Consider the following 14,612-nt stretch of genomic DNA (forward strand, 5'->3'; position numbering starts at 1 on the left):
AAGCCGGCCAAGCTGGTGATCGGCGCCATGATGCGCAAGCTCGTCCACGTTGCTTTCGGCGTCTTAAAATCTGGCAAACCATTCAATCAGGAGCTTCAAAACGCTTGACCGGCATAACAGTATCTACTCGATAACGCCCCCCCAATCGGAACACCGTGGCGCGGCCCAATGACGGCGGCGGATGGGACACCATGCCGTGGTCCGATAACGGTGGCGGCGGATTGGACACCGTAGGGCGGGTTAGCGCAGCGTAACCCGCCAAGCTCCGCCACAGCCATTGTCAGTGCGGCACCACCGCGAACCTGAGCATGTCGGGCGGGTAGTACTGCTGGAAGTAGCGCCACAGCGTGCCCTTGGCCGAGTCGGCCAGCAGGTCGCGCAGGGCCTGCTGGTCGGCGGCGGGCAGCGAGCGCCGCGACACGTAAGCGCCGCTCTCCGTCATCGGCAAGCCGTCCATGGGCTGGTAGTGCAGCTGCGGCAGCAGCTCGCGCGCGGCCGGATCCTCGCTCAGGGTGGACATGAAGATGGACGGCGCCATCACGCTGAAGTCCACACGGCCGGCCTTGAGCAGGCGGCCCACGGCGGCCAGGTCGTCGGCGTAGTCGATGCGGCGCTCCAGCTCGAGCTGGCGCAGCAGCGCGTTGTACTCGTCGCCGAACACATAGGAGCGCACCGCCACGCCGCGCAGCTTTTTCTGCGCCAGCAGCGCCGGCACGCTGCGCGCCTTGATCTTGCGCGCCTTCAGCGTGATCAGCTCCACTTTCCACTTCATCATCGGCACAAAGGTGGCGCGCAGGTCGCGTTCGGCGCTGCGCGAAGCGGGCACCATCACGTCGGCCCGGCCGGACTCAAGAAACTGGAAAGCCATGCGGGCGCGCGGCATGACGGGAAACTCGAAGGTGCAGCCGGCCTTGGCGCCCAGCTCGCGCAGCGTGTCCGGAATAACGCCGGAGACTTTACCGCCCTGCACGATCACGCTCTGCCCCGTGGGGGCAGCCGGCACTTTGATGATGCGCGAACAGCCTGCCACAGCTGGCTGAGGCAGCAGCGCTGCGGCCAGCAGGGTGACTATGGGCAGGGATTTAAGCATGTGTCCCATTCTACCTACGTCTTCCCGCCGTCGCTGCGGTGGGCAAGAATGGCTTTTTCAGATATCAAAATATCATCACAACAAGGGGCTTGGCAAAACCGTTTTGGGTTTGTATAATTGCGGGCTCTTGGCCTGGTAGCTCAGTTGGTAGAGCAGAGGATTGAAAATCCTTGTGTCGGTGGTTCGATTCCGCCCCGGGCCACCAAGAATTCAAAGAACGCCACCTTCGGGTGGCGTTTTTATTACTGGCCCAAAAACCTCCGGCCCGTCTATTTTTGGCAGCATCGCCGATGTCGCCAGAAGAACGGCGACTGTCGCCACAAGCGCATTCACTCTGGCAAAAATTCCGTAATATTCCACAATAGCCTTGCGGAAATAGGAACCCTGCCCCCATGAAACGCGCGTCCTCCTTGTGGCTGACACAGGCCTTGCTGCTGCTCCCGGCGCTCGCCTGGAGCCAGGCCGAGCCGCTTCAGCTCCAGATCGTGGAACTCCCTCCCTACATGGTGGTCTCGCCGGATGGCGCCATCAGCGGCACCGTGGTCGACCTTACGTTGGCGGCTTTTCGAAAAGCCGGCATAGCAGTGGTGATGGAGATCGTGCCCGCATCTCGGCAATTGGCAGTACTCAAGCAAAACGCAGGACCGGTCTGCTCGGTGGGCTGGATCAAGAATCCGGAGCGCGCAAGCTATGCCAAATTCAGCGACATGGTCCGCCAGGACGCCCCTTGGGTAGTGGTGGCGCCGGCCAACTGGCGGAGTCCGGCCACGGCCACGCTGCAAGCCTTGCTGGCAAATAGCCGCATCAACGTGCTGGTCAAGCAGAGTTTCTTTTATGGAGACTACCTGGAACAAAAAATGGCCACCATGCGCGCGAAGCGCCAGATAAGCACCGGCAACATGGGACAACTGTTAAAAATGATCGCCGCAGGGCGCGCCGACCTGACCTTTGTGCCCAGGGACGGCTTCCAGTATTACGTCCGTAACGGACGGGTCGAGGCGGGCCAGCTGCAAGTGGTTGATCTGCCCGACATGCCTCCGGGATTTCAGCGCCACCTGATGTGCAGCAAATCGGTCAGCGACGACGTGCTTAAGCGTTTCAATGCCGCACTGAGTCCGCCACAGCCGACATCCGCGCGGCTCTTGCCGCGCAGCCAATGACCGTCTGCCGCGTCCCCATCCGCCGGCAAGCGCCTACCAGAAGATGACGCGCTGCTCGGGCGGCAAATACATCTTGTCGCCTTCCTTCACGTCGAACACGCGGTAGAAGTCCGGGTGGTTCTTCACGCTGCCGTTCACGCGGAATTCCGGCGGCGAGTGCGGGTCGGACTTGACCTGCGCGATGGCGTTGGCTTCGCGCGACTTGCCGCGGCGGGCCTGGGCCATGCCCATGAACAGGCGCTGCTCCGCCGTGTAGCCGTCGATTACCGGACCGGGCTGGCCCTTCATGTAGATGCGGTAGGCGCGCGTGGCCATGACCAGGCCGGCGTTGTCGGCGATGTTTTCGCCCAGCGTCAGTTCGCCGTTCAGGTGGTAGCCGGGAACCGGGCTGTAGGCGCCGTACTGCGCCACCAGCATCTTGCCGCGCGCGGCGAACTTCTCGCCGTCTTCCTTGGTCCACCAGTTGCGCAGGTTGCCGTCGCCGTCGAACTGCGAGCCCTTGTCGTCAAAGGCGTGGCTGATTTCGTGGCCGATGGAGATGCCCACCGCGCCGTAGTTGACCGCCGGTTCGGCGTTCGGGTCGTACAGCGGGAATTGCAGGCGCGCGGCCGGGAACACCACTTCGTTCAGCGAGGCGTTGTAGTAGGCGTTCACGGTCTGCGGCGTCATGCCCCACACCTTGCGGTCCACCGGCTTGCCGAGGCGGTTCATATTGATCTCGTTGGCGAAGACGCGCGCGCGCATGACGTTGCCCACCAGGTCGTCGCGCTTGATGGCCAGGCTGCCGTAGTCGCGCCACTGGTCGGGGTAGCCGACCTTCACGCTGATCTTGGACAGCTTGATCTGCGCCTGCTGCTTGGTTTCCTTGCTCATCCACTCCAGCGACTCGATCCCTTCGCGGAAGGCGGCGATGAAGTTCTGCGCCATGTCTTCAACCTGCTTCTTGCGCTCGGGCGGGAAGTATTCCTTGACGTAGGCCTTGCCCACCATTTCGCCCAGCGAGCGGTTCACTTCCACAATGGCGCGGCTTTGCAGCGGGCGCTGTTCCTTGGTGCCGGCCAGGATGGCGCCCCGGAAGGCAAAGCTCTCGGCGGCGAATTCCTGCGACAGGTAAGGCGCGTAGGCGCTCAGCAGGTGGAAGGTGAAGTAGGCTTTCCATACCGGCAGCGGGGTGGAGACGATCAGCTTGTCCAGCCCTTCCAGGTAGCTCGGCTGGCCGACGATGACGCTGTCCGCCTTGCCGGCCACGCCGGCGCCCTGCATGTAGGCGGCCCAGTCGAAATTGGGCATCAGCGCCTTGAGCTGGGCCAGCGTCAGCTTGTTGTAGCCCTTGACCGGATCGCGGCGCTCCACGGCGGTCCAGTGCGCGCCGGCGATACCGGTTTCCAGCGCAATGATCTGCTCCGCTTCGGCCGCCGCGTCGGCGTGGCCGGCCAGCGCCAGCAGCTTCTGCACGTGCTGCTGGTATTTGCCGCGGATGTCGCTCAGGCGCGCATCCTTATCGGACAGGAAGTAGTCGCGGTTGGGCAGGCCCAGGCCGGACTGCGAAATGCCGAGCACGTAGCGGGTGGAATCCTTGGCGTCCTGGCGCACGCCCATGTCGATGGGGGCGGTGGCGTCGATGCGGTTGAAGTGCGCGGCCAGCGCGGCAATGCCGTCCTTGCTGGACAGCGCGGCCACCTTGGCCAGCTCGCCTTGCAGCGGCTTCAGGCCCTGGGCGTTGCGCAGGGCTTCGTTCATGAAGCTGGCGTAGTAGTCGCCTATCTTCTGCTCGTCCGAACCGTTCTTGCGGGCCTTGTCCTGCTCCGCTTTTTCTATGATGGAGCGCACCTGCCCTTCGACCTTTTCCTGCGCCTCGTTGAAGGCGCCCCAGGTGGCGCGGTCGGCGGGAATGGCCACGTCGTTCAGCCATTTTCCTTGCGACGCGCGGTAGAAGTCATCCTGCGTCCTCACAGCCTTGTCAGCCGCCGCAGTGTCGATGCCTGCCAGCGGCGCTGCCGCGTACGCGTGGGAACTGGCCAGTGCCCATACCAGTGCGGCCAAGGTGGTGCGTTTCATGTGCTGCCTCCATCAAAATTCAACAGATGAGCAGTATGCCCCAGCGTCTGCGGCGCGGGGGCGGCAGATACAAACACGTAACATTGATGGTGTCGATATTCAAAATTCAACCAATCAATTTGAATGATTCACGCAGCAGGCCTATCTTGTACTCATGCGCTGCGCCTTCCGCAGCAAACCAACCGAAAGGACATACCATGAGCACCTATGCCGCAGACCAGGCCGCCACCCAGTTCGCCACCATCAACGGCGACAGCATCGCCTACCGCAAGATCGGCAGCGGCAGCCCGCTGGTGCTGGCCAACCGCATGCGCGGCACGCTGGACACCTGGGACCCGCTGTTCCTCGATGGCCTGGCCGCCGCACACACGGTCATCACCTTCGACTACCCCGGCGTGGGCTATTCCAGCGGCAAGCTGCCGGCCGACATGAGCGACGTGGCCAACATCGTGGCAGCCCTGGCCGCCCAGCTGGGCCTGGACAAGTTCGCCATGGGCGGCTGGAGCTGGGGCGGCTTTGTGGCGCAGACCATGGTGGTGGAGCATCCGGAACTCGTGACGCACGCCGTCATCATCGGCGCCAACCCGGTCGGCGAGAACGCGCTGCCCATCCAGCAGGCCTTCCTGGACCGCGCCTTGAAGCCAGTGAACGACCTGGCGGACGAGGAAGTGCTGTTCTTCGAACCAAAATCTGCGCGCAGCATGGCGGCGGCGAAAGCGTCCCACGAGCGCATCCATGCGCGCGGCGGCGTGACGGAGAAGATTCCCGCCACGATGGACGAGTTCATGGCCTTCCTGGGCGCGGCCCGCACCGCCCACGCGGACGCCAAGGGCCGCCGCGCTCGGCTCGCGCAAAGCACTACGCCGATGCTGATACTGGGCGGCAGCAACGACATCAGCACGCCGTCCGCCAACTGGTATCCGCTGCTGGGGCAGATCCCGCGCGCCCAGTTCATCATGCTGGCCGAATCGGGCCACGGACCGCAGCACCAGTACCCTGAGCTGTCGGCGCAGTACATCAAGGACTTCCTGCGCCTGGCCGCCAAATAAGGTCAGCGTTCCTGCGAGCCGGTGATCACGCTGGCCACCAGCTCGCGGAACCAGGCGTGGCCGGCGTCGTTCTCGTGGCGCGCATGCCAGGCCAGCGACAGGTCCACGTCCGGCAAGGCAAACGGCAGCGGGCTGATGGCCAGCTGCAGCCGCGCCGCATACACCCGCGCCGCCCGCAGCGGCAAGGTGGCCAGCGAAGGGAAAGCCCCCAGTACAAAGGGCAGCGTGGTGAAGCGCGACGTGGCCATCACCACGCGCCGCGACCGTCCCTGCTTCGCCAGCACCTCGTCCACAAAACCGGAAAAGCCGCCGCTGAAGGATGTCAGCAGGTGCGGATAGGCCAGGTAGTCCTCCAGCGAAATCGGCAGCGCCGCCGGCACCAGGCGCGGATCGAAGATGCAGGCGAACTGCTCGCTATATAAAGGCACGCTGCGCAGCCAGCTCGGCACCGCCGCAAAATCCGCCAGCGCCAGGTCGATCGCGCCGCTCTCCAGCAGCTGGGCGCTGTTGTTGCGGTCGGCCGGCTTGAGCGCCAGCCGCATGCCCTGCCCCGCCTGCTCCATGCGCGCCAGCAGGGCCGGCGCCAGCGTCACCTCCCCGATATCGAACATACCCAGCGTGAAGCAGCGCGTGCTGCTGGCAGGATCGAAGCCGGCCGGCGCGAACAGGGCCAGGCTCAGGCTCTCCAGCGCCGGCTTGACCGCCTCCGCCAGCGCCAGCGCGCGCGCGGTGGGCGCCATGCCGGACGGCGTGCGTACGAACAGCTCGTCGCCGGTGAAGGCGCGCAGCCGCGACAGCGCCGCGCTGACGGCAGGCTGGCCCAAATAAAGCCGCTGCGCCGCCCTGGTAACGCTGCGTTCACGCAACAAAGCGGTGAACACCAGCAGCAGATTCAGGTCCAGGCGGCGGAAATCCGGTTCATTGATGTCGATCATGCAATCATTTTACCCCAGCGGTATGCTGTTTATTCATGAGCCGAAAAGGCATTCCACATCATGGGATCCTGCGCAAAAAAACGCAGCACGGCGTATTCCATTTTTTGAAAATTTATTTCGCATAGCAAAATACTGCAAATAAGTAATTGAAAAATAAGGAATTAATTTTACTTATATGTCTTATATAAGACCCTGTTGCGCCGCAATAAAAAGGCCTACTATTAATGCATGCGGTTTCACTTTTTTGCATTATTTATTTGCCCTACTACTTGCCTTACCACCTAGGAGATTCTCATGTCCCAGTACCAAGACGACATCAACGCCATCGGCGCCCTGAAAGAACAGCAAGGCAGCGCCTGGAATGCGATCAACCCGGAATCGGCCGCCCGCATGCGCGCCCAGAACAAGTTCAAGACCGGCCTGGACATCGCCAAGTACACCGCCAAGATCATGCGCGCCGACATGGCCGCCTATGACCAGGACCCGTCCAAGTACACGCAATCGCTGGGCTGCTGGCACGGTTTTATCGGCCAGCAGAAGATGATCTCCATCAAGAAGCACTTCAACAGCACCGACCGCCGCTACCTCTACCTGTCCGGCTGGATGGTCGCCGCGCTGCGCTCGGAGTTCGGCCCGCTGCCGGACCAGTCCATGCACGAAAAAACCGCCGTCTCGGCGCTGATCAAAGAGCTGTACACCTTCCTGCGCCAGGCCGACGCCCGTGAACTGGGCGGCCTGTTCCGCGAGCTGGACGCCGCCGACGGCGCCGCCAAGGCCGCCATCCAGGCCAAGATCGACAACCACATCACCCACGTCGTGCCTATCATCGCCGACATCGACGCCGGCTTCGGCAACGCCGAGGCGACCTACCTGCTGGCCAAGCAGTTCATCGAAGCGGGCGCCTGCTGCATCCAGATCGAGAACCAGGTGTCGGACGAGAAGCAGTGCGGCCACCAGGACGGCAAGGTCACCGTGCCGCACGAGGACTTCCTGGCCAAGATCCGCGCCATCCGCTACGCCTTCCTGGAACTGGGCGTGGACGACGGCATCATCGTGGCCCGCACCGACTCCCTGGGCGCCGGCCTGACCAAGCAGATCGCCGTGACCGCCAAGCCGGGCGACCTGGGCGACCAGTACAACGCCTTCCTCGACTGCGACGAAGTGTCGGCCGACGCGCTGGGCAATGGCGACGTGGTCATCAAGCGCGGCAACCAGCTGCTGCGTCCGAAGCGCCTGCCGAGCAATCTGTTCCAGTTCCGCGCCGGCACCGGCGAAGCGCGCTGCGTGCTCGACTGCGTGACCGCCCTGCAGAACGGCGCCGACCTGCTGTGGATCGAAACCGAAAAACCGCACATCGCCCAGATCGGCGGCATGGTCAGCGAAATCCGCAAGGTCATCCCGAACGCCAAGCTGGTGTACAACAACAGCCCGTCGTTCAACTGGACCCTGAACTTCCGCCAGCAGGTGTACGACGCGATGAAGGAAGCCGGCAAGGACGTGTCCTCCTACGAGCGCAGCAAGCTGATGAGCGTGGAATACGACCAGACCGAACTGGCCATCACGGCCGACGAGAAGATCCGCACCTTCCAGGCCGACGCGGCGCGCGAAGCGGGCATCTTCCACCACCTGATCACGCTGCCGACCTACCACACCGCCGCGCTGTCGACCGACAACCTGGCCAAGGAATACTTCGGCGAGCAAGGCATGCTGGGCTACGTGGCCGGCGTGCAGCGCAAGGAAATCCGCCAGGGCATCGCCTGCGTCAAGCACCAGAACATGTCCGGCTCGGACATCGGCGACGACCATAAGGACTACTTCAGCGGCGAAGCGGCCCTGAAAGCCGCCGGCAAAGACAACACCATGAACCAGTTCTAAGCAGTTTTAAGCAGTAAGCCGTTTTACCCTCGCCCACAAGGCAACCGGTCGCAAGCCCCCGCGCTGTATCCAGCGCGGGGGCTTGTTTTTTGGGGCGTCCATTATTTGGGGCGGAACTGTTTGCGGTAGGCGGCGGGCGAGAGCGAGAACGCGGCGCTGAACTGCTGGCGCAGCGACACGGTGGAACCGAAGCCCGCCAGCTCGGCCACGCGGTCCATGGCCAGCTCGCCGGTCTCCAGCAGGCGCTGGGCGGCGGCCAAGCGGTGGTTCAGCAGCCATTGCGCCACCGTGGCGCCGGTGCGGGCCTTGAAGCGGCGCGTGAAGTTGCGCCGGCTCATGGCGGCGCGCTCGGCCAGCTTGTCCAGGCAGAGCGGCTGGTCCAGGTGGGCCTGCGCCCAGGCCAGCACCGCGTCCAGCGGGTCGCCGCTGCCGCCCTTGGGCAGCGGCTGTTCGATGTACTGGGCCTGGCCGCCGTCGCGGTGCGGCGCCACCACCATGCGCCGCGCCACGCGGTTGGCCACTTCCGCGCCGTGGTCGCTGCGCAGCAGGTGCAAACAGCAGTCGATGGCGGCGGCGGTGCCGGCCGAGGTGAGGATGTCGCCCTCGTCCACGTACAGCACTTTCTGGTCCAGCCTGACCTTGGGGTATTTGCGCGCAAAGTCCTCGCTCCAGACCCAGTGCGTGGAGGCGCTGCGGCCGTCCAGCAGGCCGGCTTCGGCCAGCACGAAGGCGCCCAGGCACAGGCCCACCACCCGCGCGCCCCGCGCGTGCGCGGCGCGCAAGGCTTGCAGCAAGGCGGGCGACGGCGCTTGTTCGGGGTCGCCCCAGGCGGGCACGATGACGGTGTCCGCCCGCTCCAGCGCGTCCAGTCCGTGCGGCACGGCGATGCTGAAGCCGGACATGGTGGCAACCAGCCCGGCCTGCTCGGCGCACACCAGCAGCTCGTAGCGCGGCACGCCCAGGCGCGCCAGGTCGTCGCCGAACACCATGCAGGGCACGGACAAATGGAAGGGGCTGATGCCCTCGAAGGCGAGTATGGCGACGGTATGAGGCTGGACATGAGACATGGCCCGATCCTATCACATGTTGTCCTGCGGGCCGCTTTCGCGGGCGGCGCGCCGGCCGGATACTGCTTCCTGTCGCCAGTCCACATCAACCAAACAGGAGAACACCATGAACCATCCCACCATCCGCACCCTGTCCGGCGCCAGCGCCCCGCAGTCCATCGCCGCAGCCAGCACGGCCCTGCTGGTGATCGACTTCCAGAACGAGTACTTCAGCGGCAAGATGCTGATACCGGACGGCATGAGCGCGCTGCGCAACACGCAACGCCTGATTGCGCATGCGGACCGGGCCGGCATGCCGGTCTTCCATATCCAGCACGTCACCCCGGCGGGCAGCCCCATCTTTGCGCAGGACGGCGACACGGTGCGCTTCCACAGCGAGCTGCAGCCCGGCGCCAATCACGCGGTGGTGCAGAAGACGCAGGTCAGCGCCTTCCAGGGCACGGACCTGGACCAGCGCCTGAAAGCGGCCGGCGTGAAAACGCTGATCGTGACGGGCCTGATGACCCATATGTGCGTGACCGGCGCGGCGCGCGACGCGGTGCCGCTGGGCTATGGCGTGATCGTGCCGGAGGACGCCTGCGCCACGCGCAGCCTGGACACGCCGGGCGGCGAGCTGCCGCATGCGGCCCTGCACCGCGCGGCGCTGGCCGCCATCGCGGACGCCTTCGGTGCCGTCATGAGCACGAACCAGGTGCTGGAGCTGCCGCTGGCTTAAGGCGACGCCTGCGCCGGCCGCGCGGACGGCGCAATGGCCAGCTCGAGCGGCCCCGCCACCACGTCGTTGGCCACCGCATAGACCTGGTAAGTGGCCGGCGGCAGCGTCTCGCGCAGCGCCGCTTCCAGCTGCGCCTCGAACGCGACTGGCACCACGTCGCCCGCCTTCAGCGCCGCGCGGCCCAGCACCGGCACCAGCAGCTCGGTCTTGCGCGGCTTGGCCTGGTCGATGCTGGCCACCAGCAGGGTGATGCGCAACACCGCCTGCACCGGCCCTTTGCCGTCCGCCGCGAGATTGCCCGGCGCCAGCGCCACTCTGGCCGCGCCGCGCAGCAGCGAACGCGGCGCGCCGGCGCCGTCCGCCGGGACCAGTTCCAGCACCATGCCCGGACCGGCCAGCGCATCCGCTTTCGCCTGCCATTCGGCCGGCGGCGCCGGTTTATTCGCCAGGCCGGCCGCCTCGCTGTCCGGCCAGCGCAAGGCCCGCAGCGCGGCGTCGCCCACGCCTGCGCCACCGCGCAGCAGCTGGACGGTGGCGGTATTGGACTTCCAGTCGTGCATCAGCATGGTCACCGCATAGCGTCCCGGCTGCCATGGCAAATTGACGATGCCGCGCACATCCAGCACGCGGGTGCTGACGGTGGCGCCGCGCGGCGCGGGCCGTGCTGCGGGATCGCCTTCGGCCGACATGGGCATGCCGCGCAAGTTCTGTTTCTTGGGGCCGAAATACGCATCCTGCACGCTGACCTTGCCGGTCAGCAGGTCGCTCACCACCAGTGCGCTGTTGCGCTTGCCCACCACGCGCCAGTTGCGCAAATTGGTGGCGCGGACCGCCCACAGCAGCGGCAGCGTTTCCCCCCGCGCGGTGTCCGCCACCGCAGGCATGCCGATCACCATGCCTTCGTAACGGCCCATGGTGATCATCTGCTCCTGCAGCGCGCCCAGCCTGGCGTCGTCCAGGTGGTAGAAATCGGCATCCGGCAAGCGCACCAGGCTGGCTGCAAGGTCACTGTGTTGCTGCATATTCGCTGCCCCAGAAGAAGTTGACATGGCGGCCACCGCCACGAGCGCCACCGCCATGGCGCGGTTCCGCAAAAAAATTCGCATGCTGCATCCCGCCGCTCAAGGTCTGTGGAAATCTTCCGCCAGCACATAAGGCTGGCACTTGGGGCAGAATTTATGGATGCCCCATTTCATCGGTCCGGCATCGTACATCACGCACTCGTACTTGATTTTCTTGCCTGCCTTGCCGCCATTCACCCGGCAGTGGTTGCCCTGCCCCTTGTCCTTCTGCTTGGGATGCTTGGGCAGCGACTTGGGTTGCTTGCCCGGGCGCGGCGTCTGGTTGAAGGAGTGGCCGAACTCATGGGTGATAGTATCGAAATAATCGTCATTCTCCGTGGGATCGTACACCGCCAGCGTATGCCTGACGCCGAAACTTTCGCCCAGAAAGTCTTCGGCCGTATGGCAGCGCGCCACCACATACACCGCATCGGCGGCCGAAGGAGGCGGCACAATGGCCGGCAGCCGCACCTGGATGTGTCCGGGAGTCTGGCGCGGCTTGGCCACCCGCGCCTCGTTCGCCGGAATGGGAACCCTGGTTGAATCGGAATCGCGGTACCAGTAGATCGACGTGGCCATCGGGCCGCCGTTCTCCATTTCAGGGTCGACCACATACAGCTCGCTGCTGACGTCGATATCGATATACTGGCCCGACATATCGCTTTCGACGGGGTCGCTCTGGCCCAAGGCCGTACCGCCCGGATCGCATTGGTAGGCGCACACCATCAAATGGCGCTTGACCGGCTGGTCGGGCTGCGTGTCGAGCCGGGCCGACAGCGCCAGCTTGTTGTAGCTGCCGATATTGGCCACCAGGGTGGTCGACGTGCTGTTCATGTCCAGCATGTATTGCGGGTAAAAGGTCTGCGCCGGCGCCGAGCCCACGTCGAAGTCCTTGATCTTGTCGAGCACCAGTTCGGTGTAGACCTCTTCGTAAGCGCTCTTGGTGACGTCCGCCGCCGGCGGATTAAAGCCGGCGGCCTTGCTCAACTGGTACCACACCTTGCGCCAGACGGTGATGCTGTCGTCCTTGGCCAGCACCGGCTTGCGCTTCTCCAGTTCGCCGTGGCCGTCCACATACTTGGCCAGGTGCGGGTCCTGTTCTATGTAGGCCGCGGGCTGGAATTTGTCGCCGCCGAAGCGCGACAGGATCACTTCCACTTTTGCGTAGCCGGTGGCGTCCGTCTTGGCCGACAAGTGCAGGTATTTCTTGTATTTCACCTTGTCCAGGTGCTTCAGGCTGGAGGAAATATCCTTCCACTTCCAGCTCTTGGGCATGTCCACATTCCAGTTGGCCTGCTTGCGGTTGTCCTTGTCCGGCGCCAGCATGACGTGCAGCTCCACGTCCGCCAGCGCCACGCTGAGCTTGGCGCCTATGGTGACTTTGCGGCCGTCCGTGTCCTGCTGCAGGTTGATGTAGAAGCGCTTTTGCGCCGCGTCCCAGGCCGGGCCGCTGGCTGGCGCCTGGTAGTCCACCTTGACCTCGTCGATTTTCACCACGGTGAAGCCGGCCCAGTCGCCGTGGCGCTTGGCGGTCTTGGCCAGGCCGCCGTCGGCCCGGTCCATGCCCAGGTCCAGCTTCGCGTCCAGCAGGGCATTGGTGGCGCTGCCGCCCTCCACCCAGAACTCGTGCTCCTTCGCCTTCAGATCCGCCACGCGGATCTTGACGGGATCCTTCAGCTCGTCGTCCCATTCCTTGGTGTGGATGGCCAGCCCGCCGCTGGCGGCCGTTGTCGTCAACACGATTTCGTAGTCGTCAGTGCCGTCCGGCCAGTGCTTCTTGGTGTATTTTTTGATGAGCAGCCTGGCGCGGGAAAAACTTCCGCTGTCCTGCGCGTGCAGCAGGCGGCCCATTTTGGTGACCTTGCCCGCGTCGTCCATGGCCTTTTGCTTGGGCAGCTTGAGCGACTCCAGCGCGTCCGCATCGTCCGGCTTGCCATCCAGCTTCAGCAGTTTCTCGCGGCTGTGCTGGTGCACCACCATTTCCAGCTCCACCACGCCCATGGCCTCGGTGGCCGGCTCGTCCAGCCGCACGCCGGGCAGGTTCGGGTCGGTCAGCTCCAGCTTGGCTTTGAACTTGCCCGCCTTGGTACCGCGCAGGTAGAGCTTGAGCTTGGTGTCCGGCGCCAGCTGCTGGGGTGTCAGGTCGGCGGTCAGCTTCTGCGTGCAGGCGGCATCGAGAAACACGTCCACATTCGCCGGCGTGCAGCTGAATTTTCCGCCGCCGGGATAGGGATAGGTCTTGTTCGATTCGCTGAAGGACAGCTCCACATAGGTCGGGTCCGGCAGCAGCTTGGGCTGGCTGGCTTCCTGCAGCTCGCCCAGGCCCCGGTCCAGCATGACCACCTTGTATTCCAGCTCCAGCTTGGGCGTGACGATGTTCTTCTTGTCCACCTTCAGGTCGATGGTCTGCTTGTCGCCCGGTCCCAGCGTCACCGTGCTGGTGGAGCCGGGCAGTATCACGTAGTCCTTGTCGTCCGGCGCCAGGATGGTCCCTACGCTGACCGTGTAGGTGCCGGGCTGCACCGCGCCGAAATCGGCAATGCCGGTCTTGGCCTTGCTGGCCTTCTGCCCTACGCCGTTCACGGTGGCGTGGATGGTCTTGGGGCCGTCCACGTCGCACGTCACTTTGGCGAGCAGCGTGGGCCGCTGGGCCTTGGGGCAAGGCTGGGCGGAGCCGTCCACCGCGCCGTCGCCGTCCTTTTGCATCTGCTTGTCCAGCGCCGCCGCCTGGTTTGTGCTTTTTCCGCTCATGCGGCGCGCTCCTGTTGTGGTTCGTGGTCCTGTTCGTGGTCCTGGCCGGACAGCGACTGCGCCAGGTGCGCCATCGCCGCCGCATACAGCCGCTCGGTGCGTTCCGCTTCGCCGGCTATGCGCTCGTCGTTCAGGATGGCGGCGGCCCATGGGTGGAGGGGATCATGGTCGAAGCCGCTGCCCAGCATGAACATCAGCTCCAGGAATACGAACACGCCCGCCGGCGCGGCCAGGCCATACTGTTTGGCGCGGCGACGGCCGGACCAGATCACGCGGCGCATCAGCGCGTCGCCCTGGTGGCGGTATTTTTCGGGATAGAACTGCTGGAAGATGGCGGCCACGTCGCTGATCCAGGCCTCGCCGGTGCGGCGCGGCGCCGCTGCGAGGTCGAAGGCGCGCATGCGCAGCATGGCGCGCACCACGCGCTGGCCGTCGCTGCCGGCGGTGGCGGCAAGGTAGTCCAGGGTGGCGGAAAACAGCTGCTCCAGCCGCACGGTGGGGTCGGCGATGGCCTGTTCGTCCAGATAGTCGGCCACCCAGGGCAGTTGCGGGTCGCTGGCGAAATCCACGCCGAGGATGAAGGTCAGTGCGACATAGATGCCGGCCTGGCGCTTGCTGGTGTAGCCTTGGGCCGCGGCAGCCTGGACGCCCTGGCGGACCAGCAGCAGGATCTGGTCCGCGCCGCCGGCCTGCCGGCACTCGCGGGGATAGGAAGCCACCAGCCTGGCGGCAAGCTCGTGTTCAAAACGCTGGCGCAGCAGCGGTCCGAACGCTTCGAGCTGGGTGTTTCGTATGACGAGCATAGGCCTCCCCCGACAATGCACACTATCCTGAACATGCCGTTCAGAATG

The 14,612-nt window shown here is 64.8% G+C and carries 11 protein-coding genes, 1 tRNA gene and 1 pseudogene; 6 read left to right on the forward strand and 7 right to left on the reverse strand.

Annotated elements, in window-relative coordinates; genetic code table 11:
* Positions 1–108, forward strand: a pseudogene (locus GTP77_RS31305) (IS110 family transposase); the annotation flags it as partial.
* A gap of 172 nt (positions 109–280) precedes the next feature.
* Here GTP77_RS31305 and GTP77_RS26580 read toward each other — a convergent pair.
* Positions 281–1,090 (reverse strand): substrate-binding periplasmic protein, encoded by an 810-nt coding sequence (locus GTP77_RS26580; RefSeq protein ID WP_161075173.1) that lies wholly within the window; start codon positions 1,088–1,090, stop codon positions 281–283.
* Between the two features lie 129 nt (positions 1,091–1,219).
* On the opposite strand from GTP77_RS26580, the gene GTP77_RS26585 reads away from it, so the two are divergent.
* Both GTP77_RS26585 and GTP77_RS26590 read left to right on the forward strand, forming a co-directional pair.
* Positions 1,220–1,295: transfer RNA gene (locus GTP77_RS26585), tRNA-Phe, on the forward strand.
* A gap of 187 nt (positions 1,296–1,482) precedes the next feature.
* Complete coding sequence (locus GTP77_RS26590; RefSeq protein ID WP_161075174.1) at positions 1,483–2,250, forward strand: substrate-binding periplasmic protein; 768 nt, start codon at positions 1,483–1,485, stop codon at positions 2,248–2,250.
* A gap of 33 nt (positions 2,251–2,283) precedes the next feature.
* Here GTP77_RS26590 and GTP77_RS26595 read toward each other — a convergent pair whose 3' ends face one another.
* A complete protein-coding gene (locus GTP77_RS26595) occupies positions 2,284–4,308 on the reverse strand; it encodes a M13 family metallopeptidase (protein ID WP_161075175.1) in 2,025 nt (674 codons plus the stop codon).
* Between the two features lie 197 nt (positions 4,309–4,505).
* Between GTP77_RS26595 and GTP77_RS26600 the strand changes: the two genes are divergently transcribed.
* The gene (locus tag GTP77_RS26600) at positions 4,506–5,357 is read left to right on the forward strand and encodes an alpha/beta fold hydrolase (RefSeq protein ID WP_161075176.1); all 852 of its coding nucleotides are present in this window, start codon (positions 4,506–4,508) and stop codon (positions 5,355–5,357) included.
* Positions 5,358–5,359: 2 nt separating this feature from the next.
* Here the strand turns inward: GTP77_RS26600 and GTP77_RS26605 are convergent, their stop codons facing one another.
* Complete coding sequence (locus GTP77_RS26605) at positions 5,360–6,292, reverse strand: LysR family transcriptional regulator (protein WP_161075177.1); 933 nt, start codon at positions 6,290–6,292, stop codon at positions 5,360–5,362.
* A gap of 294 nt (positions 6,293–6,586) precedes the next feature.
* Between GTP77_RS26605 and GTP77_RS26610 the strand changes: the two genes are divergently transcribed.
* Positions 6,587–8,167 carry an isocitrate lyase gene (locus GTP77_RS26610; RefSeq protein WP_161075178.1) on the forward strand — a complete coding sequence of 527 codons (1,581 nt, stop codon included), beginning with the start codon at positions 6,587–6,589 and terminating at the stop codon, positions 8,165–8,167.
* Between the two features lie 101 nt (positions 8,168–8,268).
* Here GTP77_RS26610 and GTP77_RS26615 read toward each other — a convergent pair whose 3' ends face one another.
* Entirely contained in the window at positions 8,269–9,234 is a 966-nt protein-coding gene (locus GTP77_RS26615) for a GlxA family transcriptional regulator (protein WP_161075179.1), read from the reverse strand.
* 106 nt (positions 9,235–9,340) lie between these two features.
* Here GTP77_RS26615 and GTP77_RS26620 point away from each other — a divergent pair, with 106 nt between their 5' ends.
* Positions 9,341–9,949 (forward strand): cysteine hydrolase family protein, encoded by a 609-nt coding sequence (locus GTP77_RS26620; protein WP_161075180.1) that lies wholly within the window; start codon positions 9,341–9,343, stop codon positions 9,947–9,949.
* Here the strand turns inward: GTP77_RS26620 and GTP77_RS26625 are convergent.
* From GTP77_RS26625 to GTP77_RS26635, 3 genes are all read right to left on the reverse strand, one after another.
* Positions 9,946–10,971 carry a hypothetical protein gene (locus GTP77_RS26625; RefSeq protein WP_161075181.1) on the reverse strand — a complete coding sequence of 342 codons (1,026 nt, stop codon included), beginning with the start codon at positions 10,969–10,971 and terminating at the stop codon, positions 9,946–9,948. The genes GTP77_RS26620 and GTP77_RS26625 overlap by 4 nt on opposite strands.
* Positions 10,972–11,070: 99 nt before the next feature.
* Complete coding sequence (locus GTP77_RS26630) at positions 11,071–13,761, reverse strand: hypothetical protein (RefSeq protein WP_161075182.1); 2,691 nt, start codon at positions 13,759–13,761, stop codon at positions 11,071–11,073.
* A complete protein-coding gene (locus GTP77_RS26635) occupies positions 13,758–14,564 on the reverse strand; it encodes a hypothetical protein (protein WP_161075183.1) in 807 nt (268 codons plus the stop codon). Before GTP77_RS26635 ends, GTP77_RS26630 begins: the two co-directional genes overlap by 4 nt.
* Positions 14,565–14,612: the final 48 nt, after the last annotated feature.

It is taken from the genome of Pseudoduganella aquatica (assembly GCF_009857595.1).
GTDB classification, from domain to species: Bacteria; Pseudomonadota; Gammaproteobacteria; order Burkholderiales; family Burkholderiaceae_D; genus Rugamonas; species Rugamonas aquatica_A.

Bases quoted from the DNA above. Each gene is read 5' to 3' on its own strand.
- GTP77_RS26610 (WP_161075178.1), top strand. From the start codon at position 6,587: ATGTCCCAGTACCAAGACGACATCAACGCCATCGGCGCCCTGAAAGAA.
- GTP77_RS26635 (WP_161075183.1), bottom strand. From the start codon at position 14,564: ATGCTCGTCATACGAAACACCCAGCTCGAAGCGTTCGGACCGCTGCTG.
- GTP77_RS26590 (WP_161075174.1), top strand. From the start codon at position 1,483: ATGAAACGCGCGTCCTCCTTGTGGCTGACACAGGCCTTGCTGCTGCTC.
- GTP77_RS26595 (WP_161075175.1), bottom strand. From the start codon at position 4,308: ATGAAACGCACCACCTTGGCCGCACTGGTATGGGCACTGGCCAGTTCC.
- GTP77_RS26615 (WP_161075179.1), bottom strand. From the start codon at position 9,234: ATGTCTCATGTCCAGCCTCATACCGTCGCCATACTCGCCTTCGAGGGC.
- GTP77_RS26605 (WP_161075177.1), bottom strand. From the start codon at position 6,292: ATGATCGACATCAATGAACCGGATTTCCGCCGCCTGGACCTGAATCTG.
- GTP77_RS26600 (WP_161075176.1), top strand. From the start codon at position 4,506: ATGAGCACCTATGCCGCAGACCAGGCCGCCACCCAGTTCGCCACCATC.
- GTP77_RS26580 (WP_161075173.1), bottom strand. From the start codon at position 1,090: ATGCTTAAATCCCTGCCCATAGTCACCCTGCTGGCCGCAGCGCTGCTG.
- GTP77_RS26620 (WP_161075180.1), top strand. From the start codon at position 9,341: ATGAACCATCCCACCATCCGCACCCTGTCCGGCGCCAGCGCCCCGCAG.
- GTP77_RS26625 (WP_161075181.1), bottom strand. From the start codon at position 10,971: ATGCAGCAACACAGTGACCTTGCAGCCAGCCTGGTGCGCTTGCCGGAT.
- GTP77_RS26630 (WP_161075182.1), bottom strand. From the start codon at position 13,761: ATGAGCGGAAAAAGCACAAACCAGGCGGCGGCGCTGGACAAGCAGATG.